Origin of the sequence: Psychrobacter sp. JCM 18902 (genome assembly GCF_904846615.1) — a bacterium.
In the GTDB taxonomy this organism is placed as follows: Bacteria; Pseudomonadota; Gammaproteobacteria; order Pseudomonadales; family Moraxellaceae; genus Psychrobacter.
Window position 1 is genome coordinate 1,228,962 of record NZ_CAJHBK010000001.1, and the last position, 24,079, is coordinate 1,253,040.

A 24,079-nucleotide genomic window follows, 5' to 3' on the forward strand; every position below is an offset into this window, starting at 1 on the left:
ATGCCCTACTAGGCAACGGCGACTGGCTGCCCCGTTATAGGATGACTAAGCAGCTGCATATCGACGTTAAAAATCTTGTGCAATACTGTCGGTTGCATGGTGCTGCCGATATCACCATTATGGCAAATACGGCCGTTTTTTAAGGCGATAACTCGATCGGCATACTGCGCGGCCAAATTGATATCATGCAAAATAATAACCACACTCAAGCCCTGCTCATCCACCAAACGACGGATAAGCTGGATAACTTCAAGCTGATAGTGCATATCAAGCGCGGCTAATGGCTCATCAAGTAATAAATATCTGGTGTCTTGTGCCAGACACATAGCAAGCCAAACGCGAGCACGCTCACCACCTGAAAGCGTGGCCGTAATGCGGTCAGCGAACGCCTCTGTTTGGGTGATGCGCATGGCTTCTATTACTTTATCTTTGTCCATTTGGTTGGGCTTTTGCAGCCATTTTTGATGCGGATAACGTCCTAGCATGACCAGCTCACGTACTGAAAACCCAGCGGCTTCTGGTAGTTGCTGTGGCAAATATGCCATTTGTCGCGCCAGCGCTTTGCTACTGTAATCACTGATACGGCGCTCATCCAAGCTGATGCTACCGCCACTACTCATCATCTCGCCTGCCAACGCTTTGATTAAAGTCGATTTTCCTGAACCATTATGTCCAACCAAAGCGACCAATTGGTTGCTATCAATCTCACAGCTTACATTGTCTAGTAAGGTATTTCCTTGGCGACTGATGGTCAATTGGTTTACACGTAACATATCGGTACTCATCATTAATTTAAATCGTTGTGTTTATATTGGACAGCCAATAAAAACTGATTTTACTCGTTAATGATAATAAAAACAATTATCATTAACTTAAAATATCATTCTTTTTATTCCCGTTCGCTGTTGCTTGTAAGTATCTATACGACCCATTTTCTTTTATCTGTGACACGTAACCCTTAAATACAAGCGGACTGCTTTATCACCTTAATCATTTTTGAACTCGCACAAACCATTATTCAACTCAATGAAGAACACTTCGATGAGTTGAGACAAGCTGATTGGTTCTTTAGTATTTTTTATTTCTTTAATCACCGAAGAGCTGTCGAATACCAACGTCAGTAACGGCTATCTATGCCGAAGCGATGACTGTACAAATATTATTAAAAGACACAAAAAAAACGTCTGCTCAATCTCTTGAACAAACGTTTTTAATCCCCTGTACAGCGCCTACTACACAACTTAGCGAGCTGCAAATCTGGTATATCGTACTCAACACCTATCAGCTTGTCTTAGATAATTGTAAGCGTATAAATAAAAACTAGGGCTTGTTGTGTTGTCTTAGAAGACACAAGCCCTAGCGTTTTAATGCAGAGTTTAGAGACAAAAGTTTTTCGGGTCACTGACTCTTGAGTCGGCTGATGGTAATTCCCGTAAAACCAAACAATATCGTTAGTAACAGCGATAAATAACAGAAGAACGCATAAGGCAGATAATCAAGCACAGGCACGCCTAATGCTTGGCTGATAAACACGCCGCACACACTCCAAGGCACTAGAGGATTGATAACCGTACCTGCATCTTCAATGGTACGAGACAGATTTTTAGGATGTAAATTCAAACGCTCAAACGTCGGACGAAAGGCAGTACCAGATAATAAAATACTCAAATACTGCTCGCCAATAAGCACGTTAATACTCAGAGCAGACATGGCAGCGGCAAATATGGCGCGTCCTGATGTGGTCAATGTGTCTTTAATCCCTGATAACAGTGCTGGCAAAATACCCAATGCTGTGAGCAAGCCACCAAGACTGAGTGCCAATATCACAATCGCTTGAGTGAAGAACATACTCTGCACACCGCCACGCGATAGCATACCACCGACTTCACCCAGCTCTAAAGATTCAGCTGGTGCATAGCCTGCAAATAAATAGCCGCCTAATTGTCCAAAGCTCGGCGAGCTGTGCAAATAAGTAATAATCAATGCTGCCACAATGGTACAGATAATCGTATAGATGGCATTGACACGAAAAACCGCCAACCCAACCAGTACCACAAATGGCAATACCGCATAACCATGTACCAAGCCACTTTCAATCAACTGACCTTGCAATACGGTTACTTGACTCAAGTCAGAGCCTGCGGTCTGCCCAGAGAAAAACCAAAAAATAATGACCGTGAGTATCCACGCTGGTACCGTGGTATACATCATATTGCGAATATGCTCAAACAAATCAATACCCACCACCGATGAAGCAATGGTACAGGTGTCTGATAACGGCGACATTTTATCACCGAAAAACGCCCCTGAGACCACCGCACCAGCCGCAATCGCCACGTTAGCATCAAAGGCATTACTCATACCAATAAAAGCCACGCCCAATGTCGCCGCGGTGGTCAAACTACTGCCCAAGGCAATACCAATAATGGAGGTCAATACAAAGGCTGAAATGTAATAATACTCTGGTGAAATCAACTGAAAACCAAAATACATCAGCGTTGGAATAGCACCAGACATCATTAAAGCGGCGACCATCAAACCAATAAAGAAGAATAGATAGATCGCACCGATACCACGCATGACACCCGATGCCATTTGCGCTTGCATGTCATCAAAGGTCAAGCCTTTAAACAGACCAATGCCCAGCAAGACACAAATAGCGAGTATCAATGATAAATGCGGTACCCAGCCAAAACCTATCATGGTAACGCCCATAATAGCGATGACAATGGCAGAAATCATAAATGCCAGTTGAGGTGAAATTTGGGTTAATATTTTTGGAGGCATCACACATCCTTAGCTTGCCAGTCAAATCTGGCGTTAGGGTTGGCTTTGAGTCGGACAAGTTTAATGAGTTGCAATAGCGATTGCTACCCTCATTATTGATCCAGCAGACTATCGGTCTTAGCTGCCATGACAAAATCATTGCGATGCAGACCTTTAATGCTGTGTGACCACCACGTTACGGTGGCTTTACCCCACTCTACCAATATACCAGGATGGTGCCCTTCTGCCTCGGCAATGTCTGCTAATTGGTTAGCAAACTCCATCGCCTTGACAAAGTTTTTGAATTTATATTGACGTTGTAATTGCTTGATGCCATCAACCTCGATCAATGACCAATCTGGAATTTGCTGTAATAGCTCTTGCGTTTCGATGTCGCTGACCGTTGGCGCGCCAATGCGGCAGGCCTCACAGCTGGCTTGTGATAATGTCGTCATTATAATATCCTTTTATGTTAACTATTCATTTTTTTAATACTGTTATGTTTAATACAGTTACGTCCATGTTGACGCTGTCGTTTACGGCTACATCATTCAAATGATGCCGTGTTTCTCAACCATACGTTAGGCGTTTTTCACCGCATAACTAGGCTCAAACAATCCTAGCGACATGGCTTGTTTGACCATTCTCATGATATCGCTATTGACGATATCAAATAATGTATCCAAATCATCAATGACATAATAAATCGGCTGGATATGATCGATACGATAAGGGGTACGAAGTACATCAAGTAAGTCAAACGCTCTATGCTCTGGTTGATTTTGCGGTTGATGCTGAGGTTCTGCTTGCTGCTCAGAACCAGCATTGAGTGCATAAACCGTCTCAGACGGTGAGCTTAAGATGCCTCCGCCATAGATTCGGCGGCTGCCTTTATTTTGTCCCACCAAACCAAACTCGATGGTAAACCAATAGAGCCGTGCCAAAAACCACCGTTCTTCTTTAGTGGCATTAAGACCCAGCTTGCCATAAGTTTCATTGAACGTCGCAAAGGCAGGATGGGTCAAAAGCGGACAATGTCCAACGATTTCATGAAAAATATCAGGCTCTTCGATATAGTCCATATCATCAAATCGACGGATAAAAGTTGCCACTGGAAAGGATTTATTGGCAAGCAATTTAAAAAACTTACCAAAACTGATTAATGCAGGGACAGCGGCAGTTTGCCAGCCAGTCGTGGCTTGCAATACTGCATCAATATCTTGCAGCTGCGGAATACGCGTAGCGGGCAAATTCAGTTTTTTTAAACCGTCTAGATAGGCTGGGCAGGCACGGTTGGGTATTTGCTCGGCTTGACGCTCAAGCAATGCCTGCCACATACCATTTTCATCATCACTATAGTGAATATGACCATGGCTATCTGGCTGATGTGACACGTAAGGTTTTTTTTTAGGCATAGAATCCTGCTTATGAGCAGAATTATCGTGACTGGCAGCATCAGTGCCTAGCGTTTTGCAAGCAACGCTGTTGGCACCGATAGCTTTATTAACAGAATTCGTATGTGGTAGGCGTTCCATGCCTGTATTCCTTTTATTGCCATTGGCGCTCTGATTTTTTGCTATTCGTTTTCAATAATGACTGAACCATAGCTCAGTCATCACATTGAACACACGGCATTACAGAGCGCAGTGGTTATTAAGGACAAGACAAACTCCTTTTGCCCTGCCCGTTTATTTTATGGATTTTTCCCTAAATGTAGAGGCGCTTACGGTGTTTCAGTTTCTGGCTGACCAACCGTGCCACGACGGACTTGATCGCGCTCAATGGATTCAAATAGGGCTTTAAAATTACCTTCACCAAAGCCATCTTCGTAATCACCTTTACGCTGGATAAACTCGAAGAAGACAGGGCTACCTAAGATAGTTTCAGAGAAAATTTGTAGCAGCAGACGCGGTGTGCCGCCTTCAGTGGTGCCATCTAACAAGATACCGCGCATCTGTAGCTCAGAGACATTTTCACCATGATTTGGTAGACGCTCACTCAGCATTTCATAGTAAGTCGCGGTTGGAGCGGTCATAAGCGGGATACCCGCTGCTTTTAATTTATCGATGCTGGCAAACAAATCATCGCTGGCTAAAGCAATATGCTGAATACCTTCACCGTTGAAATGCATCAAGTATTCTTCGATTTGACCGCCGCCCTGCTTTGACTCTTCGTTCAATGGAATACGGATTTTGCCATCAGGCGCCGTCATGGCTTTACTGGTCAAACCCGTATATTCACCTTTGATGTCAAAAAAGCGGATTTCGCGGAAGTTAAAGATGCGCTCATAAAAGTTTGCCCAATAGGCCATACGACCACGGTAAACGTTATGGGTTAAATGGTCGATAACTTTAAAACCATGCCCGACAGGACGACGGTCTACATCAGCAAAAAACTCGAAATCGACGTCATAAATAGACTCACCATCTTTATAACGATCGATGAGATAAATCAGTGAGCCACCGATACCCTTGATAGCAGGCAGGCGCAGCTCCATCACACCAGTTGGTACGTCTACTGGCTGCGCGCCCATTTCGATGGCACGCTCATAAGCTTTTTTGGAATTCTGCACACGAAAACCCATGCTACAAGCGCCAGCACCATGCTCTTCAACGAAATAGCTCGCTTCGCTTTTTGGTTCACGATTTAGAATAAGATTGATGTCACCTTGACGGTATAGCGCCACATCTTTTGAGCGATGGTTGGCGACATGGGCAAAGCCAAGCTGTTTGAACAATGCGTCGACCGCATCCGGTTGAGGTGAGGCGAATTCAACAAAATCAAACCCATTTAGGCTCATTGGGTTATCAAATAAATCTGCCATTGTAATCATCCTTAATTTCAATTGGTGGTAAAAATGCGATAAAAAATGTCTTCAATCAATAATTCTTATTGACGATGTATTTATATTAGATTAGGTTTATTTATAAGACTAATTGTTTTTTATGATTTATTTATCAGGTTTACTTATGAATATCAGCATTCGCCAATTAACCGCTTTTATCCAAGTCGCTGACAATGGCAGTTTTACCCGTGCCAGCGATCAGATGCATTTGACCCAATCTGCCGTTAGCGGCTTGATTAAAGAGCTAGAGTCCAGTCTCGGTATTGTGCTGTTCGACCGTACTACCCGCCAGCTGTCGTTGTCGGTAGTAGGACGGCATTTATTGCCGCAAGCACGGCGTATCTTGAATGAGATGCAGATGTTTGAAAATGAGGCGAGCAGTTTAACGAGCTTGGCGCAAGGTCAAGTCCGGCTTGCTGTCTCGCAGTTTGCAGCCTCCTCTATGCCAGCGGTCATCGCCCAATTCTCCAAACAACACCCCGAGATTGGCGTATCGTTATTGGATTGTTCGGCAGAAAACTTACTCAGACATATTCAGGACATTGAAGTAGACTTGGGTGTCGGTACTGAGCTTGGTTTTATGGAGGCTGAGGACGACATCAATGCTGATTTGTTATATCAGCTGCCATTTTGTGTGGTGATGCCTGACAACCATGCGCTGGCACAAAAACATGAAATAACGTGGCAGGATTTATTAGACATTCCGCTCATCACGCTGCAAGGCCCTTTCATTGAACAAGTAACAGCCGAATTGGACGACCGGATCGCCAGCCATATCCAACAGGCACGTTACAAGGTCAATTTTATGTCTACCGCGCTTGAGATGACCCGTCAAGGCTTCGGCATTACCTTATGTTTGCCCTATATGCCCGAAGTCATCGACTGGGTTAGCGCCAACGGCTTACAAATGAGGCCGCTGGCACAACCCGTTAAAATGCGGCAATTTTTTATCTATCAGCGTTCTTCTCGTGCGTTATCGCCTGCTACCATTGCTTTCAAAGACTTCTTGCAGAGCTATTTTTCCAGTCATTTTAATGACTTACAGCATACTTAAGTATCGCTGATACAGACATGATCGGTGCTTAAAAAGCCTTGAAACACAATGGTTTCAATCAACTATTTTATTAATTATGCAAGATAATTGAATCTCATATTGAGTTAACCGTCAATTTGCTCTATGATTTTTGGCGGCTTGATTTATATTTCATAAGGAAACAACATGTTTGAACGTATCGACTATTACGCTGGTGATCCAATTTTAGGGCTGATGGAAAAATATACAGCAGATAACAATCCTAAAAAGGTCAATTTAGGCATTGGTATTTATTATGATGAAAATGGTGTATTGCCTGTACTTAACTGTGTAAAAACAGCCGAAGAACGCATTGCCGATCCTATTGCGCCGCGTCCATATCTGCCGATGGCAGGCTTACCAGGACATCGTAAAGGCTGTCAGGAATTACTGTTCGGTAAAGACGCACAGATTTTAAAAGACGGTTTGGTCGCTACTATCGCTACGATCGGCGGTTCTGGCGCGTTAAAAGTTGGCGCTGAGTTCATCCATGAATGGTTCCCACAATCTAAATGCTATGTGAGTGATCCAACATGGGGCAACCACATTGCTATTTTTGAAGGCTCTGACGTCGAAGTGGGTAAATACCCGTACTATGACAAAGCCAACAGCAGCATCAAGTTCGATGAAATGATTGCGTTTTTTGAGACACTGAACAAAAATGATGTGATCTTGCTGCATCCTTGTTGTCACAATCCAACAGGTCTAGATTTGACCCGTGAGCAATGGGATACCGTGCTGAACGTCATTCAAGCGCGCGAACTGATTCCATTTATGGATATTGCCTACCAAGGCTTTGGCGAAGACATGGACAGCGATGCTTATGCGATTCGTAAAGCTGTCGATATGGGCTTGCCATTGTTTGTCAGCAACTCATTCTCTAAAAACTTATCGCTATATGGTGAGCGTGTCGGCGGTCTATCAGTTGTTTGTCCAACGATTGACGAGACAGAGCGTGTCTTCGGTCAGCTGAATGCTACCGTACGCCGTATTTACTCAAGCCCGCCATCACATGGTGGTCGTGTGGTCGATATCGTTATGAACGACGAAGCACTACATAAGCAATGGGTTGGCGAAGTTTATGCGATGCGCGACCGCATCAAAGCCATGCGTTTACAGCTAAAATCAGTGTTAGAAGCCAAAATCCCGAACCGCAACTTTGACTATATTACCCGTCAAAACGGCATGTTTAGCTTTACTGGTCTAACGCCTGAGCAAGTCGAACGCTTACAAAGCGAGTTTGGCATTTATATGGTTTCCAACTCACGTATGTGTGTGGCTGGACTGAACACCAGCAACATCGACTATGTGGCCAATGCCATGGCAGACGTCTTGAAAGACTGAGTGAGCACGCATTAAAGCGGTGCGGTAGTCAGTAATAGCGATTCATAAAAAGGTTGAGCGAGTGCTCAGCCTTTTTTTATGTCCTGCGTTTTTCCTATTTATTTTACCAAAGAACATCAACGTCCCTAGTATCACGTCTATTTTAAGAAAACACTGCACAAAAACCCTTGCAATCTCCACTTTGATAAATTACATTATGCGTAAGTAGTTAATTATAACGTAATTCATTATATGCTTTAGCAAGGAGCAACCTATGTCAACGATTGACAACACCCTCACATCCTTTATCGATATCGCCGCTGATTCTGACTTCTCCATTCATAACCTGCCTTACGGTATTTTTAGTGATGCCAAAGACGCTGCTGATAATAATAAGCGCCGCGCTGGTGTGGCTATCGGTGAGTACGTACTGGATTTGGCTGTGCTCGAAGCAGAAGGTTTACTGAGCTTAGAGGGCGGTCCATATTTTGATCAACCAACGCTAAACGCTTTTATTGACTCAGGTCGAGACAATTGGACTCAAGCACGCACAACCATCCAAACCCTCCTATCTAGTGTCAGCGACGCCTTGCGTGATAATCAAGACTTGCAGAAAAAGGTATTGTTGAAGCAAGCAGACGTCACCATGCATCTGCCTGTTCACGTCCCAGGTTTTACCGATTTCTATTCGTCTAAAGAACACGCCACCAACGTCGGCACTATGTTCCGTGATCCAAACAACGCCCTACTACCTAACTGGACTGAAATGCCAGTCGGCTATAACGGACGCGCCAGCACCGTCATCGTCAGTGGCACTGAGGTGATACGCCCCTCTGGTCAATTAAAGCCAAACGCTGACGACCGCCCTATTTTCTCAGCCTGTAAGCGTTTAGATTTTGAGCTTGAGACTGCTTTTGTGGTTGGTAAAGGTAATAGCATTGGTCAACCAATTGCAGTAGACAGTGCCTTTGAGCATATTTTTGGCATGGTTTTGCTCAACGACTGGTCAGCCCGTGACATTCAAAAATGGGAATACGTGCCTTTAGGCCCATTTAATGCCAAAACCTTTGCTTCTGAAGTCTCGCCTTGGATTGTGACTATGGATGCGTTGGCACCTTTTAAAACAGCATGCCCGATTCAAGAGCCAAAACCATTGGCTTATCTAAACGAAAAAGACAGCAATAATAGCTATGACATCCATCTATCAGTTGAGTTATTGCCTGAAAACTCAGATAGCGCCACTGTGGTTTGTGAGACCAACTTCAAACATATGTATTGGTCAATGGCGCAGCAGCTCACCCACCACACCATCACTGGCTGTAAAGTGGAAGTTGGCGATATGATGGGCTCAGGGACGATTTCAGGACCAACACCAGATTCTTATGGCTCGATGCTAGAGATTGCTTGGAATGCGACCAAACCTGTCACTTTAAAAGGCGGCGAGACCCGCAGTTTTATTGAAGATGGTGACACAGTGATCATGAAAGGCTATAGCGAAAAAGACGGCATTCGTGTCGGCTTTGGTGAAGTACGCGGCAAAGTACTGCCCGCGCTTAACTTTGATTTTGACAAATAGTCTAGAAAAAATGTGAGCACTATTGTTTTGAGCTGCCAAGCAACCATCGACCTATAGTCAATCGGTACTGGCAGCCTATTACTCACTGCATTCCCTATCAAAAGGAGTTTGATATGAGCTTTAAAATTGAAAAAATCCATCATGTGGCCTATCGCTGCAAAGACGCTAAAGAAACCGTTGAATGGTATCAAAAACACCTAAACATGGATTTCATCCTTGCATTCGCTGAAGACCACGTGCCTTCGACCAAAGCCTTTGATCCTTATATGCATGTTTTTTTAGATGCTGGTAATGGCAACGTATTGGCGTTTTTTGAAGTGCCCAATCAGCCTGAGATGGGTTTTGATCCGAATACCCCGAATTGGGTGCAACACTTAGCCATGAAGGTAAAAGACCGTGATGCCTTAATGGCAGCAAAAAAGCATTTAGAAGAAAATGGTATTGATGTGGTCGGCGTGACCAATCACGGTATTTTCCACTCTATCTATTTCTTTGATCCTAACGGCCATCGTATGGAACTCACCTACGATGATATTACCTCAGAAGAAAAAGTCTCGATGATTACTGAAGCCATGAAGTATGAGATGTTAGAAGAATGGTCACGTACCAAACGCGCACCGGCGCATACCCAGTTTTTACATGCAGAGGAACTGGCTGAAGCAAGAGAAGTCGCGCCTGTCGGTGAGTGATTGACCTGTTATTGTGTTTGCTATCTCTTTTTATATGATTAATTAGGGCGTGCCATCATTTTAAGACCATTGAATGTATCAATATACTAATTGATGACACGCCCTAGGTAGCGAACAATATCTAACCATCATGAAAGGATTCAATGATGAAAATAAAAACCCCTTTAGGAATACTCTTCGCTGCCTCGATTGCGATGACTGGCTGCTCCAATAACGATCAAGCGGTCAGCGCTGATGTAGATACAGGCGATGTGACTACTCTAAGATTCTCACACTTTATGACTGCCAATGACAACATAAACACCGAAGCATTGCAGCCATGGGCAAAGAAAATCGAAGAAGAATCAAAAGGCCGCTTAAAGATTGAGATCTACCCTTCGGCTACTCTTAGCAAACCGGGCGCTACCTATGATGCTACCGCGAAAGGTATTGTTGATATTGGTATGCAAGCGCAAGGATATACAGCAGGGCGATTTCCTTTAACGCAGATTGTAGAGCTGCCAGGTATCACCAATACTGCACAGCAGCAGAGCTGCATACTTCATAAACTGTATGATGATGGTGTCATTAAAAATGAGTACGAAGATACTCACCTGCTCGCGCTGATAGGCACTGGGCAAGGTGCGCTGCATACTGTAGATAAGCCTATTCGCACGCCAGCTGATATGAAAGGTTTGCGTATTCGCCAACCTTCTGCGGTTGCCAGTCACATTATCGAAGCGACTGGCGCGGCGCCCGTTGGCATGCCTGCCAGTGATACTTATACTTCCCTTCAACGCGGTGTCATTGACGGACTTAGTTTTACTTGGCAGCCCATTCAAGCATTTAGTTTTGATGAGTTAATCAATACGCACACCAACATTCCTTTTTATAACTCTACTTTTGTTATCAGTATGAATAAAGAGAAATACGACAATTTGCCCGATGATCTCAAGAAAGTAATTGATAATAATTCAGGTGCCGAGATGGCAGCACGTGTCTCCAAAGTATTTGACGTCAGTAACGCCAAAGCAATGGCCGCAGCCAAAGAAAAAGGCGATATCATGATCGATATCCCTGACCCACTCAATGACCCAGACTGGAAAGGTCCATTAATGGAAGGCTCGCAGCACTATCTAGATGAAGTCAATGCCACTGGTCTAGATGCTAATAATGTATACGAAAAAGCAAAAGCAGCAAGTAGCGCCTGCATGGTCTAAAGGTTGAATATCATTAAATGATATTCAACCTTTACGCGATAGCCGGTCAATTTATATGATTAAAACTTATATAGTAAAAATACCAGCTACGCAATTTGATAACGCTGCGCGATTGCTAGAATTTGCTCAACCACGTTGTGTTGCTCACTCATAGGCAATTGCTGTGTCGTTCCAATGATAGTGATGGCGTATTCTAGTGGTAGTCCTTTGCTAGCAGTTTTGCCACTAACAGCCGATAGATTAACAGCGCTATTAACAAACGGCGGCACTATGACAGGAATCGTAATGGCATTAATACCCATGAGCATATCACCCGTCACTGTCGCATAGCCTTGGGTACGAATCTTGGCTTGCAAGTGACTGAAATTCTGCCATTTTTCTGTGATTATTGCTTCATTGTCTGTCTGCCATTCAGCTGTGACCAATGGCTGAATGACGGCATCTGGCTGATAACTGGCAAATAATTGCCCCGTCGCCGATGTCGTCAGCGGCATACGTGAACCGATACGAGTGATAATACTAATCGGACTATCTGGTTCAACGGACTGAATAATAATAGGACCTTCGCTAAACCATTTGGCAATCTGCACACCGCAATTCAGGGTGTCTTTGATTTCATTAGCGATGTGCGTTAGCCGCTCTAAAATATTGTTTTGACTAAACCCAGAGTGCCCCAATGCTGCCAATGTGTTAATCCTATCGCCTAGCCCGTAGCGACCATCATCAAGCTTACGCGCATAGTTTTTACGAATAAGACTGACCAAATAGCGGTGACACTTTGCTGGATGCATTTGCATCACTTGCGCAATATCTTTTAGCATCATCGGCTCGTTATGATCAATAAGAACGTCTAATACCGACAAGCCAATCTCCAGTGACTGGACGCCACTTTGACTTTTATTGGTTGTCACGGGATTTTCTAAAGGGTTTTCAGCTGCTGGCATGTTTTGCTCAATGAGTAATTTACTTGGCATATTAATCTAATATATTCATGAAAAACTGAAATGAAGAGGTAACGTCATAAGAGTTCTTTAATTGTATAACATACATTTCGTATTATTAATTATAACCGCTTATCTCATTCACAACCTACCATAATAAAAGGAATTCACAATGATGACACTTTATGGCTACTTTCGCAGCAGCACCTCGTATCGTACTCGTATCGCGATGAATCTCAAAGGCTTAGATTATGATTATATTTCGGTCAATTTAGCAAAAGATGAGCAGTTAGCAGATACGTTTAAATCACTCAATCCACAAGGATTAGTGCCTGTTTTACAGACTGATGATTTATTACTATATCAAAGCCCAGCCATTTTAGAATGGTTAGAAGAGGTTCATCCTAAAAACCCGCTATTGCCTAAAGACGCGGCTGGACGTATGCAAGTACGTGCCATTAGCGCTATGATTGGTTGTGATATTCATCCTATTAATAATCGCCGTATCTTACAATATCTACGCAATGAGCTGACGGTAGACGAAGAAAAAGTCATGGCGTGGTGCAACCGTTGGATGAGTGAGGGCTTTGCGGCGTTAGAAAAAATACTAGCAAAAGACAAAAGCCGTGGAAAATTTTGCTACGGTGACAGTCCTACTTTTGCAGATTGCTATTTGATTCCTCAGGTCTCTTCGGCGCGACGTTTTAACGTGGATTTAAGTGCTTATCCCAATATCGTCGAAATTGACACACATTGCCGTACGCTCAAAGCATTTGCCGACGCTGATCCTAGCATGCAGCCTGATGCGCCCAAGTCTCAATAAATAATCAAACAGGGTGCTTTCAGTAAGGGTGTTTTGCTATTAAATGATTAGAGAATTTAATAACAAAACGCCCTTATAATTTCTGGGCTCAGGGCTCAGACAAAGCAATCAAAGCGAATGACTGCCTGAAAATAGACAAAGCATCGATACTCTTAAGCCAAATACAGCATTCAATATTTCATCGAATCATCACTTCCACTTTTTATCTCAATATAATATTCCATATATTCAAATTATTGGTTGTATAGCAGTCAACTGTTGGCTATTCTTGGTATAGGCGTTGTTATATCTCAAATTTAGAATTAATTTTAGATAAACATACTGTTTTATTCATTAAAATAAGGTTGGATATTATGAGTTATACACCTTTATCAAATAACAAAGACGCTCTACCATCCCATGCCGCTCAAGATATTTATGATTTAGCCCTATCCGCCAGAGAAGAAACAGAAACCTGTAGAAAAATTGCACCGATAGTGGTCAAAAAACTGTCAGAGTTGTCGCTATTTAGGATGGGACTGCCAAAATCGTTGGGAGGATGGCAAGGCAATCCTGTGGAAACGTTAAAGGTTTATGAGACGCTGGCCAGTGCTGAAGCTTCAGTTGCTTGGATCGTTTGGAATAACCATCTGGCCTGCACATTTGGGCGGTTTTTAGACGAGCCTAGCATGCAGGAGATATATAGTGACCCCTCTCATGTCTATGCCAACTCAGCACGCCCTGAAGGGATTGCTAAACAAACCGCTGGAGGATATACGGTCTCAGGTCAATGGACATTAGTATCAGGTTGTGAATTGGCAGACTGGTTTGTACTGCGCTGCTTGGTAGTCTCAGAAGGCTCACCCACCACCCTTGGACCGGGTGCAAATTTAAAGCTGTTCTTTATTCCAAAAAAAGATGTGGAAGTGATTGATACTTGGCATGTTGGTGGGCTAAATGGTACAGGCAGTCACGACATCGTCATCAAAGACGCGTTTGTGCAGGAGCGTTATGCGGTCGATTTTGATAGCCCTGTCGCCATCGATAATGCATATAGCCGCCTACCAATCGGTTGTATTAATGCCGCTGGCTGTGCAGCGATGGCACTGGGTGTCTTAAAAGCGGCGACAGATGAGTTAATCCAAATTTGCCTTGAGAAAGTAACGCCCGGCAAAAGCCCAGATTTGCGTGATCGTGCAGCAGTACAAGCGACTATCGCTAAAAGCAAAACACTATTAGCGTCTAGGCGCGCACAACTACACAATAGCGTCGAGGTATTATGGAACGAAGCACAGCAACAGAATGCCTTTACCGATATACAGCTGGCTGATGTGTGGGCAGCAGCCTGTGAGGCAGCGAGAGAAGCCAGAGCCATGGTATCGGAGATTTATGCGGTCGCTGGTACGGTCTCGCTATATAAAAAACATAGAATAGAAAGAGCGCATCGAGACATTCATGCTATTTTACAACATGGTATCATGCAGCCACATTGGATGGAGCAAGCTGGCATGGCTTATGTCGGATTGACCCCAAATGCAGCCATGTTCAGAGTATAGAATTGCTTTTATAAAAATAAATAAGCCCTCATAGAATGAGGGCTTATTATCGCTTGGCTATTGAGCCAAAGAAAAACAAATCATTGGTAAAAATCATATAGTGACTACCAAATAGTGATTACCAAATAGTGATTACCAAATCATCACGCTGAAAACGTCTTCATGCTCATGTCGCAAAAAAGCAAGACATCTGATGCCTTGCTTTTTTATGACTAATTTTTATAACTAACAAATCACTTTACTTGATAGTAGGCTTGATTGCTTTAATCAAAATGGAAGCCTGCACCAATCGAGCCGCCAGCATTACCTTGGGTATCAGCGGTGCCGTTTACCTTCATGACCCAACGACCATCATTGGATAACTTCGAGAAGCCAATAGCAACTGCACTTTCCCCATTGTACGTTCCTATACCGCCACCGATTAAGGATTTACCAGCGATATAAGCTTGCGGTAGTGAAGACATTGCCATGGCGGCTGAGATACCAGCATTTGCATCGTCTTCGACTTCACCAATTTTATAACCTAGCTCATTCATGTTGTTGCCAAGTCTTTGACTAACAGCATCTAATTGACCCATATTCACAGCGTCTCTGGGCGCCATACCATCAGCCACATCAGTGATCTTGTTGCCAGCGGCGTTGATACCGCTTGCAGTCATACTAGGACCACCGACAATGCTGACGCCATTATTATTGATTGTCGTATTGCCAGTTTTGACGCTATCGATATTAATATCACCGTTTAGATCAAACTTAATACTACTGCCCGCTGCTGTTGTGGTGATGTTATTACCACCTGTGAAGCTGAGGACACTGCCATCGCCTACTGGTTTGTTGATGGTAGCACCGCTATCAGCACCAAAATTGAGACCCGCATCTATTTTATCCTTGTTCACTTTGATATTGGTCGTATTAGTGTCGATGTTTGCTTTATTCGTGGCAATATTCGTGGTATTGGTTTGGATATTGGTAGTGTTGGCTTGGATGTTTTCATTGATAACGACTTCTCCTTGCTTAATAGAAGCAATCGCACCGTCGATACTATTTTGACCAGTACCACCAATATTACTATTGGTAAAGGTACCATCTACAGGATTGTAGACTGTCTCACCGCCAATGATACTACTGATGCCACTACCTTGTGCATAGAGCTGACCACCATTGATGGCATCTTTGCTACCTTCAGAGACATCGCCATTCACAACGTTTGTAATCTTAGTGTCAGCAGCATTGATGCCCGCTTTGGTGACACTAGGTCCACCTGTAATAGTCAGCCCATTATTATTCATAATGGTATCACCCGTCGTTACGCTATCTAAATTCAGGTCTGGGTTTAAATCGAAGCTAATGTCATTGACGCCTGCCAATGGTGCAGCAGCACGTAGACCAGGGCTAACATTATTGTCCGCTGATCTAGACACTTTAATATTACCATCTGTGCTGTTTAGATCGATGGCGCTGCCTTGTTTGATCATAGTGGCAACATCACCCTGAGCCGTTAGTCCCCAACCTTGATCAAGGGCAAACGTCGTGGCATTCAACTGTCCGACAGTCGCCGCATCTGTATCTGCAATACCAGCAGCTACATTGGTGATTCTGTTAAAACCATTGTCAAGACCGCTACTGCTCAGTCTAACCGTTCTACCCGGACCATTATCGGTAAAGGTAAAGCCATTACTATTCATAATGCTATTACCAATCTGCATGCTACCCTCATTGCCTAAATTCAACTGGTTATTCAGTTTCACCTGAACACCCGTTGCCGAGGCCATCGTCGTAATGTTGCTATCACCAGTGACGTTGATGGTATCACCTAAAGCAAACTGCTGGTCGTTGGCACTATTGCCATCACCGATTTTGATGCCTTTGGCCACGAGACTATTGGTTGCTGACAATTGGTCGAAGTTTACCGCATCCTTACCTGTGGTCGCTTCTGCAACGTTAGTAATTTTATTGCCACCATTGTTCAGACCATTGGCTGAGATGCTGACACCGCTACCAAAGTTTGCGCTGTTAAGACCAGTTAAATCTTTCGCAAGTTTCACGGTCAATGTGCTGGTACCGTCAGCAACGACGCCAATGTTGTTGCCATTTGACAAGTCACTTGCCACGGTCGCGCCACCTTTGACTGTCAGCTTGTCACCAAGCTGACGATTAACGGTAGTACCCGTGTCACCATCGAAATCAAAACCTTTATCGATGGTCGTGGTCGTGGCTTGTAGTTGACCAAAGTTTACGGCATCGCTGGCTATTGTACCGTTAGCGACATTGGTAATTTGATTGCCACCATTGTCTAGCCCACTATTACTGAGTCTGACCGTTTGATTAGTCCCACCCATAAATGTGACACCATCAGCGTTGACGACTGTAGTTCCTGTGGTCAAGCTGGTTGAGACTAAGTCGGCAGCAGTAGCAACTTTGATACCGCCATTGTCAGCGGTCAAGATAATATTGTCACCAGTAATAAAGTTGGCTGTATTATTGTCTTTATCCAAAGTCTTGACATCAGCACCATTGATTTGTGTCACTACCGTTTGCATCGCACTATCGGCTTTTACCAAGCTTGCCTTACTACCTTCGCTTAGATCAACTTGATAGTCGGTGATATTGGTATCAGGATCTTTGACACTAGTGCTAACTGTTAGTGCATTAGCATCTGCAGTAGAAACACTGGCGCCATTGGCATTGACAGTATAGACATCCTGTCCAGTATCGCTATCGGTTGAAAAGTCAACACTGGCAACATTCGTACCTTTAACTACTTTGGTTCTCGCTCCTGCGGCTGCCATCTGTACATCACCGATGTTTGCTGCATTGGTTACTGTATTACCACCGCTTTTTACGCCCTTGATCTGGGTGTCGTTGGCATTGATACCAGTAGTAGAGATACTAACACCACCAAAATCTGCACTAGTGAGGCCCGTTAAAGTTGGAGACAGACCGAGAGCAATTCCATCACCCGTTGATAAGCCAGTGGTGGTTAAATTGCTGTCCGTATCAAACTTAATTTCTTCACCCAAGGCGAAGGTTTTTTTAAGAGTGCCGCCGCTACTTGCATCATTCACGTTAAACTTGATGCCTTTAGCAATATTGTCAGTATTGGTACCAATATTGGTGGTATTGGTTGAGATGTTGTTAGTATTGGTCATGACATTAGTATTAGTCGTTTCTAGCTGACTAAAATTCACCGCATCTTTTGCGTTAACCCCATCATCAACGTTAATAACTCTCTTATTACCCGCATTGACCCCGCTTTTGGTGATGCTTGGGCCATTTAAAATGGTCAGACCATTGCTGGTTAACGTGGCATTGGTAGGGTTAAATATGCTTCCACCCGTTACTGTGACACCTGTACCACTAACGGTAGTGACGCCAGTAAGTACGCCGCCAGTGACAATACCTAGACCATTGACCGTTGTACCGTTTAATAAGTTGCCAGTGCTAACGCTGCCTGTTGTACCTAGGTTTAGGTTGTCATTGAGCTCAACTTCGATTTTGCCATTTTTTACTCGGGTGTCGATGTTGCTGTTAGAGCCAACCACCTCTACAGCTTGTCCCAATGGTTTCTGTACTGTATTACCATCAGCGGCTTTTAATGCAAAGCCTGAGGTGGATACGCCAGTAATGGCACTATTCAAATCACCGATGTTTGCTGCATTGGTTTCTGTTGTGCCACCGCTAGCCACTCCTGAGATGACTTTATCACCAGCATTGATACCAGTAGATGAGATACTAACGCCGCTATTAAAGCTTGCACTATCCAGACCTGTTAAGTTGTTGGCTAAGCCAAGTTTGATTCCATCACCCGTTGATAAGCCGGTAGTGGTTAAATTGCTATCCGTATCAAACTTAATTTCTTCACCCAAGGCGAAGGTTTTTTTAAGAGTGCCGCCGCTACTTGCATCATTCACGTTAAACTTGATGCCTTTAGCAATATTGTCAGTATTGGTACCAATATTGGTGGTATTGGTTGAGATGTTGCTAGTATTGGTCGTGACTTGTTGGTTGGTATTAAATAACTGACCACCATTGATGGCGTCTTTGCTATTTAGACTGACCGTACCATTAGAAACATTGACGACCTTCTTATTACCCGCATTGACCCCGCTTTTGGTGATGCTTGGGCCATTTAAAATGGTCAGACCATTACTGGTTAACGTGGCATTGGTAGGGTTAAATATGCTTCCACCCGTTACTGTGACACCTGCACCACTAACGGTAGTGACGCCAGTAAGCACGCCGCCAGTGACAATACCTAGACCATTAACCGTTGTGCCGTTTAATAAGTTACCTGTGCTAACGCTGCCTGTTGTACCTAGGTTTAGGTTGTCATTGAGCTCAACTTCGATTTTGCCATTTTTTACTCGGGTGTCGATGTTGCTGTTAGAGCCAACCACCTCTACAGCTTGTCCCAATGGTTTCTGTACTGTATTACCATCAGCAGCTTTTAATGCAAAGCCTTTGTTAATAGTCGTGGTATTATTTCCGACCGCTTCATTGGTCGCATATAATTGACTACCATTCACTGCATCTGTACTAGCCGCAGTGACAGCTCCACCAGCGACGTTTTTGATCTGACGCTCAGATCCTACTACGCCCACGGATACTTGCGCACCCTCTCGTAGCATGCCCTTATCATCAATGACATTACCGGCGATATCATATACCACGCCACCAACTGTCATCGTCTTTTCAGAGCTTGCACTTGTTGCTGTTGTTGAGCCTGCACCTAAAGAGACTGAACCGTCTTTGCTCGCTGATGCACCAACACCGAACGCTGAAGAAGCCGTTCCCGAGGTATTGGAATGAACACCAACGGCTGTAGACAGATCACCTTTAGACAGCGATTTTGCACCAATGGCTATCGACGCAGCACCTCCAGCTTCGGTATTGACATCGTACTGATTGGTTTCTACCAGATCTTTACCTACATAGGATTTGAAAGCCTCGTTAACTGTGCCACTATTTAATGGTGACAATGGACTACCATCGATATTGGTTCTCGATGCAAAATTTAGATCATCACCGCCTATCGCGATCGAGGATGCCCCTCTAGACACAACATTAGCACCGATAGCAATCGACTGCTCACCACTTGCCATCGTCTGTTGCCCAAATTCTGAGCTACCAATCGCAATAGTTTGGCTGCCTGTGGCTTTTGCATTTCCGCCCAGCGCCATGGCGTTATAACCTGTCGCTCCGTCGTTATTAGCATTACCGACAGCAGCTGAGTCCACGCTATAATACTTGGTTTTATTATTAGCGACAGTATTCGACAGCCCCGTTAGCTGAGCCACATTGACAGCATCACTAGCACTACTGCCTGCTGCGACGTTTACAATCTGACGGTTGCCACCCGCTGCTCCTGTTCCTACAGAAACCGCGCCAAGCGTAACGCTGTCCGTCGCTTGGATGACTGAGCTATCTGCTCCTACTGGTACAAAACCACTGGCACCACCAGCACGATTTGCAATAGAGTTTGAACCTAATGCGATGCCATTTACTGCGTTAGATCGAGAGCCGACACCAAAAGCAAGACTGTTATCAGCGGTCGCTTTTGCATTACTACCAAAGGCAATCGTATCATTGCCAACTGCTTGAGTTTGTCCATTCGCTCTATAACCTACATTTGCTTGATCAGCCACTGTACCTGCATTTTCAAAATCAGTTGAACCAATCGCAATGCCACGTTTGCCTGAGGCAAGTGCTGAATGACCAACAGCTAAAGAGCCTTGACCCGTTGCTGAGGAGACATTACCAATAGCCTGAGCAAAGTCAGCAGTCGCTGCCGATTGACGTCCAAGCGCTAACGAGGTATTTCCATTAGAATACGCTGCCGCCCCAATTGCCACAGATGACCGACCAATGGCTTTTGCTTGAGTGCCTAGAGCAGTAGCGACGTCACCGGCTTCTGTCCCAGTGCCAATGGCGGTACTACCAGAATTGTTTTGTGAACCACCAGTCCAAGTAAACGACGGATTGCCTCTATCGACCAGATTGAAGTTTTGCCCAGCGTCCGCTTCACAGCCAATGGCAACCGAATAGCTGCCTTCAGCATTCGCTTCAGTACTGTTTGTATTACAAGAAGAAATTGCCGTACCAGATCCCGTACCACCGCCGACATTCACTTGCGCAAAAGCTTGCGGTGACATTGTAAATCCAGCCGCCAGCATCCCTATGGCGATCGTAGATAATCGGAAAAATTGGGTAGAAGAAAGATTAGAAGTCGTATTGATGGTCGCGTTTGCGCTCACGCTAGATTTGGAAGATTTGCCGCGCCCCTTTGCATATTCACCAACTGCGGTAAAACAGCTCAAGGCTTCATTCCATATTACTTTATAGATGCGGTTCATAGTGTGCACTCCCTTACAGACTGGTCAGATTTAAAAATCAGAGATAATATCCATCTTGCAGAGAGTCGATATCACAAAATAAAATACGTTATTGGCTGACAATGAGTAAATGTTTTTTGTTCATCATTTATCTTGTTAACCAACAACTAACACTTTTTATCTTGAAAAGCCCTAATCGCTCTCTCTATATATTAGTATTACCGAATATATAGAGAGAGACAATGCCGCTCATCGGGCATTTATTACCGTTCATCCAATTATATAACAAAAAATGAATATATAGATGTTTTTTGCTCCTTGCTTATATTGAATGCTCCCACTTTTTTGAAATAATCCGCTTTGAAACTTAATAAAACACACGCTTATACACACACTTTAGAGATGTTTTAAGCGCGTGTTCGCCACTTTATGCTGCTCTTAGTCCCCTTCAGAGTTAACAGGCAATGTTATTTGCATCACCAGCCCTTGGATATCATCTTGGCGATTATAGACATGAATCTGACCCTTGTGTGCCATTACCACGGCATGAACGATTGCCAGCCCCAACCCATAGCCACCCGTCTCACGATGGCGAGCCGAGTCAAGCCGTACAAAGGGCTGAAAAATACGCGCCAAGTCCTTATCCGCGATGCCACCACCCTCGTCTGTGATGCTGATTTGAAGTGCTGGCTTATTGCCTTCCATCTCCACTTTTTTAATGTCAGCAATGACTGTTGAATCAGAGGCCGTATGCATAAAAGCATTACGAATGACATTTTCAAGCGCACTATGCAGCTGTTCTTGATTGCCAAGCACTGTCCAAGGCGTTGTTGAATCAGTGGTAGATGAAGCGTCTGCCACCAATGCATGACTCGGCTGCCATTGCCAACGCACGTTTTTATGCTGAAACTCAAAACAAACGTCTTGTCCAATCTCACTGATGATGTCAGAAATATCAACTGCTTCGTTTTCTATATTGTCGATGGTATATTGCTGCATTTGTAGAGATTGAATATGAATGATTTGCTCAATCAACTCATTCATCCGCGCTGACTCTTTATCGATACGGTCGAGATAACGACTGGCATTCGGTGCAAAGTCGCGAGTCAGCTCAGTCGCCACATCAAGTCGCGCCAGTGGCGATCGTAGCTCGTGCGAGATATCACTGAGCATCTGTTTGCGTGCCAGCTCACTCTCAGCCAACCGTTTTGATAGTTTAGCCACGTCTTTTGCGAGTAAACCAAGCTCATCATCTCCCATTTTTGATAGGTCTGGGTGGGTCTGATAATCGCCATCAATCAGACGGTGTACGGTATTTTGTACACGGCGGATACGCTGAGTCATTGTACGGCTCAGCCAAATACAAACCAAGACGCTAAAAACGAGAATAAATAGCAAACGTATGGGAAAATTGCCACGTTGCAGCGCCATAACATCAGCAAAACGCAAATGCGGACGTAATTGTATAATGACAGACTGCTCATCTGGTAAGACGACCGTCACATCAGCCAGCTCAGGGCGACTGTCGAAATCAGCTAGCGTAGCGCTATTTGGCATCATCGGTTGCAGAATATGGTTTAAGAATGACGACTTATCATTCGACATTTTATTATTATTATCGTGAATATTAGTCCTGTTCTTGTCCACATTGGGCTGAGCTGCCATTGATTGCACTGATGATTGCATTGATAGTTGCCCTACTTCACGCCGACTACCCTGCATACCTTTTTGCCTACGCTCATCTCTATTGCGATAACGCGGAAATATAATCGCCCCTTCTTCATCGTAAACTCTTATCTGATTCATGAGTTGACGGTCCTGACGATACATCTGTCTCACGGCATCTAAGTCACCAACCTGTAACGCGGCAACCATGTCTTGACGCTTAACCAATAGACTGTCGATTTGCACATCCATGCGAGCCGTTAGTGCTTTTTCGACCAGCCAACGCTCCACCATGATCGATAAAATAGAGGTGATGATAATTGTTAATAATAGACTTAGAAACAAACGCCAAAATAGTGTGATTCGCACTTTAAACTTTGGGGTTTGCTTAAGCGTTTTATGGTTAATAGCTTTCTTGGAAGCGTTCATCGATAAGTCCGTCATTACAATACCAGCTGATAGCCTTTACCACGAACCGCTTTGATCGGCTCATCATGAAAAGGTTGGAGTTTTTTGCGGAGTCGTGAGACATGCACATCAAGGCTACGGTCGAACGGCTGTAATTCACGTTGTAAGACATGCTCTGACAGCCATGCTTTGCTTACCACCTCGCCTTTTTGTTTCAGTAGCGCAACCAACAAATCAAACTCTGTCCCCGTCACTTGTAGTTCTATGCCATCTATCTGACAAAGCCGCTGGTTTTGATCCAGATACAAACGACTGTCTGGTAGCGGCGTATGCTCTGATGTCGCTGCGCTGGTGCGTTTGATGACGGCATTGATACGTGCTAGCAGCTCTCTAGGATTGCAGGGTTTGGTAATATAATCATCAGCACCAAGTTCAAGCCCAATAATACGATCAATCTCCTCCCCTTTTGCCGTCAGCATGATGACAGGGATATCACTGATATTGGGCAATTGACGCAAGACACTCAATCCATCGATTTTTGGCATCATAATATCTAGCACCAGCAAATCATAAGCAGCAGCGCCATTAAGCACATTATTGCTCGCGGTTTTGAGTTTCTGTATGACAGCCTCACCATCGTGAACGCAGTCGCATGTCACCCCATGATTGTGCAAGTATTCTTGTAATAACTGGGTCAACTCTTCGTCATCATCGCCTAGTAGTATGTGTGGCACATCTTTCTCCTTAAGCGTTAGATCGCTTTATGAGCCATATTATCAGTCAATTGCTTATCGATTCGCTATAAACGTTACCTTTCTTAATACTTCATAAATGTTCGTAACCTTTAACTGTCGTAATATATCGTCTATCAGCGACAAATACTGATAACAAGCTGTGATGGATAG

Annotated in this window: 16 protein-coding genes; 7 read left to right on the top strand and 9 right to left on the bottom strand. The window is 44.1% G+C overall.

The features are described 5' to 3' along the window. Positions 1-8: 8 nt before the first annotated feature. The 5 genes from JMY05_RS05040 to hppD all read right to left on the bottom strand — a co-directional run bounded on the left by JMY05_RS05040 (position 9) and on the right by hppD (position 5,590). Positions 9-773 (bottom strand): ABC transporter ATP-binding protein, encoded by a 765-nt coding sequence (locus tag JMY05_RS05040; protein ID WP_045447912.1) that lies wholly within the window; start codon positions 771-773, stop codon positions 9-11. A gap of 625 nt (positions 774-1,398) precedes the next feature. Continuing rightward, positions 1,399-2,787 (bottom strand): Na+/H+ antiporter NhaC, encoded by a 1,389-nt coding sequence (gene nhaC / locus JMY05_RS05045; RefSeq protein ID WP_055124079.1) that lies wholly within the window; start codon positions 2,785-2,787, stop codon positions 1,399-1,401. 92 nt (positions 2,788-2,879) lie between these two features. Next, entirely contained in the window at positions 2,880-3,221 is a 342-nt protein-coding gene (locus JMY05_RS05050; RefSeq protein ID WP_045447865.1) for a 4a-hydroxytetrahydrobiopterin dehydratase, read from the bottom strand. Between the two features lie 126 nt (positions 3,222-3,347). After that, on the bottom strand, positions 3,348-4,301 hold the full coding sequence (gene phhA, locus JMY05_RS05055) for a phenylalanine 4-monooxygenase (protein WP_265089050.1): 954 nt from the start codon (positions 4,299-4,301) through the stop codon (positions 3,348-3,350). Between the two features lie 188 nt (positions 4,302-4,489). After that, positions 4,490-5,590: a 4-hydroxyphenylpyruvate dioxygenase gene (gene hppD / locus JMY05_RS05060; protein WP_045447873.1), complete on the bottom strand. Its 1,101-nt coding sequence runs from the start codon at positions 5,588-5,590 to the stop codon at positions 4,490-4,492. A 145-nt stretch (positions 5,591-5,735) separates the two neighbouring features. On the opposite strand from hppD, the gene JMY05_RS05065 reads away from it, so the two are divergent. The 5 genes from JMY05_RS05065 (at position 5,736) to JMY05_RS05085 (ending at position 11,470) form a co-directional block, all read left to right on the top strand. Then, positions 5,736-6,665 (top strand): LysR family transcriptional regulator, encoded by a 930-nt coding sequence (locus JMY05_RS05065; RefSeq protein ID WP_045447915.1) that lies wholly within the window; start codon positions 5,736-5,738, stop codon positions 6,663-6,665. 165 nt (positions 6,666-6,830) lie between these two features. Further along, positions 6,831-8,027, top strand: coding sequence for an aromatic amino acid transaminase (locus JMY05_RS05070; RefSeq protein WP_045447876.1), 1,197 nt, complete (start codon positions 6,831-6,833; stop codon positions 8,025-8,027). Between the two features lie 253 nt (positions 8,028-8,280). Continuing rightward, positions 8,281-9,582, top strand: coding sequence for a fumarylacetoacetase (gene fahA, locus JMY05_RS05075; RefSeq protein WP_413786566.1), 1,302 nt, complete (start codon positions 8,281-8,283; stop codon positions 9,580-9,582). 113 nt (positions 9,583-9,695) lie between these two features. Next, positions 9,696-10,271, top strand: coding sequence for a VOC family protein (locus JMY05_RS05080; protein WP_201614352.1), 576 nt, complete (start codon positions 9,696-9,698; stop codon positions 10,269-10,271). 146 nt (positions 10,272-10,417) lie between these two features. Further along, positions 10,418-11,470, top strand: coding sequence for a TRAP transporter substrate-binding protein (locus JMY05_RS05085; protein WP_045447879.1), 1,053 nt, complete (start codon positions 10,418-10,420; stop codon positions 11,468-11,470). Positions 11,471-11,556: 86 nt separating this feature from the next. Here the strand turns inward: JMY05_RS05085 and JMY05_RS05090 are convergent, their stop codons facing one another. Then, entirely contained in the window at positions 11,557-12,444 is an 888-nt protein-coding gene (locus JMY05_RS05090; RefSeq protein ID WP_227678110.1) for an IclR family transcriptional regulator, read from the bottom strand. Positions 12,445-12,586: 142 nt separating this feature from the next. On the opposite strand from JMY05_RS05090, the gene maiA reads away from it, so the two are divergent. Next, complete coding sequence (maiA, locus tag JMY05_RS05095; RefSeq protein ID WP_201615356.1) at positions 12,587-13,234, top strand: maleylacetoacetate isomerase; 648 nt, start codon at positions 12,587-12,589, stop codon at positions 13,232-13,234. A gap of 353 nt (positions 13,235-13,587) precedes the next feature. Beyond that, complete coding sequence (locus tag JMY05_RS05100; RefSeq protein WP_201614354.1) at positions 13,588-14,769, top strand: acyl-CoA dehydrogenase family protein; 1,182 nt, start codon at positions 13,588-13,590, stop codon at positions 14,767-14,769. A gap of 263 nt (positions 14,770-15,032) precedes the next feature. Here JMY05_RS05100 and JMY05_RS05105 read toward each other — a convergent pair whose 3' ends face one another. From JMY05_RS05105 to JMY05_RS05115, 3 genes are all read right to left on the bottom strand, one after another. Continuing rightward, entirely contained in the window at positions 15,033-21,122 is a 6,090-nt protein-coding gene (locus JMY05_RS05105; protein ID WP_201614356.1) for a YadA-like family protein, read from the bottom strand. A 417-nt stretch (positions 21,123-21,539) separates the two neighbouring features. Continuing rightward, complete coding sequence (locus JMY05_RS05110; protein ID WP_227678111.1) at positions 21,540-23,195, bottom strand: sensor histidine kinase; 1,656 nt, start codon at positions 23,193-23,195, stop codon at positions 21,540-21,542. 14 nt (positions 23,196-23,209) lie between these two features. Next, entirely contained in the window at positions 23,210-23,908 is a 699-nt protein-coding gene (locus tag JMY05_RS05115) for a response regulator transcription factor (protein WP_045447891.1), read from the bottom strand. Positions 23,909-24,079: the final 171 nt, after the last annotated feature.

Excerpts from the sequence above, each read along its gene's own strand:
- JMY05_RS05090 (WP_227678110.1), bottom strand. The coding sequence starts at position 12,444 with ATGCCAAGTAAATTACTCATTGAGCAAAACATGCCAGCAGCTGAAAAC.
- nhaC (WP_055124079.1), bottom strand. The coding sequence starts at position 2,787 with ATGCCTCCAAAAATATTAACCCAAATTTCACCTCAACTGGCATTTATG.
- JMY05_RS05065 (WP_045447915.1), top strand. The coding sequence starts at position 5,736 with ATGAATATCAGCATTCGCCAATTAACCGCTTTTATCCAAGTCGCTGAC.
- JMY05_RS05105 (WP_201614356.1), bottom strand. The coding sequence starts at position 21,122 with ATGAACCGCATCTATAAAGTAATATGGAATGAAGCCTTGAGCTGTTTT.
- hppD (WP_045447873.1), bottom strand. The coding sequence starts at position 5,590 with ATGGCAGATTTATTTGATAACCCAATGAGCCTAAATGGGTTTGATTTT.
- JMY05_RS05080 (WP_201614352.1), top strand. The coding sequence starts at position 9,696 with ATGAGCTTTAAAATTGAAAAAATCCATCATGTGGCCTATCGCTGCAAA.
- JMY05_RS05050 (WP_045447865.1), bottom strand. The coding sequence starts at position 3,221 with ATGACGACATTATCACAAGCCAGCTGTGAGGCCTGCCGCATTGGCGCG.
- JMY05_RS05070 (WP_045447876.1), top strand. The coding sequence starts at position 6,831 with ATGTTTGAACGTATCGACTATTACGCTGGTGATCCAATTTTAGGGCTG.
- maiA (WP_201615356.1), top strand. The coding sequence starts at position 12,587 with ATGACACTTTATGGCTACTTTCGCAGCAGCACCTCGTATCGTACTCGT.
- JMY05_RS05110 (WP_227678111.1), bottom strand. The coding sequence starts at position 23,195 with ATGAACGCTTCCAAGAAAGCTATTAACCATAAAACGCTTAAGCAAACC.
- JMY05_RS05040 (WP_045447912.1), bottom strand. The coding sequence starts at position 773 with ATGTTACGTGTAAACCAATTGACCATCAGTCGCCAAGGAAATACCTTA.
- JMY05_RS05100 (WP_201614354.1), top strand. The coding sequence starts at position 13,588 with ATGAGTTATACACCTTTATCAAATAACAAAGACGCTCTACCATCCCAT.
- JMY05_RS05085 (WP_045447879.1), top strand. The coding sequence starts at position 10,418 with ATGAAAATAAAAACCCCTTTAGGAATACTCTTCGCTGCCTCGATTGCG.
- phhA (WP_265089050.1), bottom strand. The coding sequence starts at position 4,301 with ATGGAACGCCTACCACATACGAATTCTGTTAATAAAGCTATCGGTGCC.
- fahA (WP_413786566.1), top strand. The coding sequence starts at position 8,281 with ATGTCAACGATTGACAACACCCTCACATCCTTTATCGATATCGCCGCT.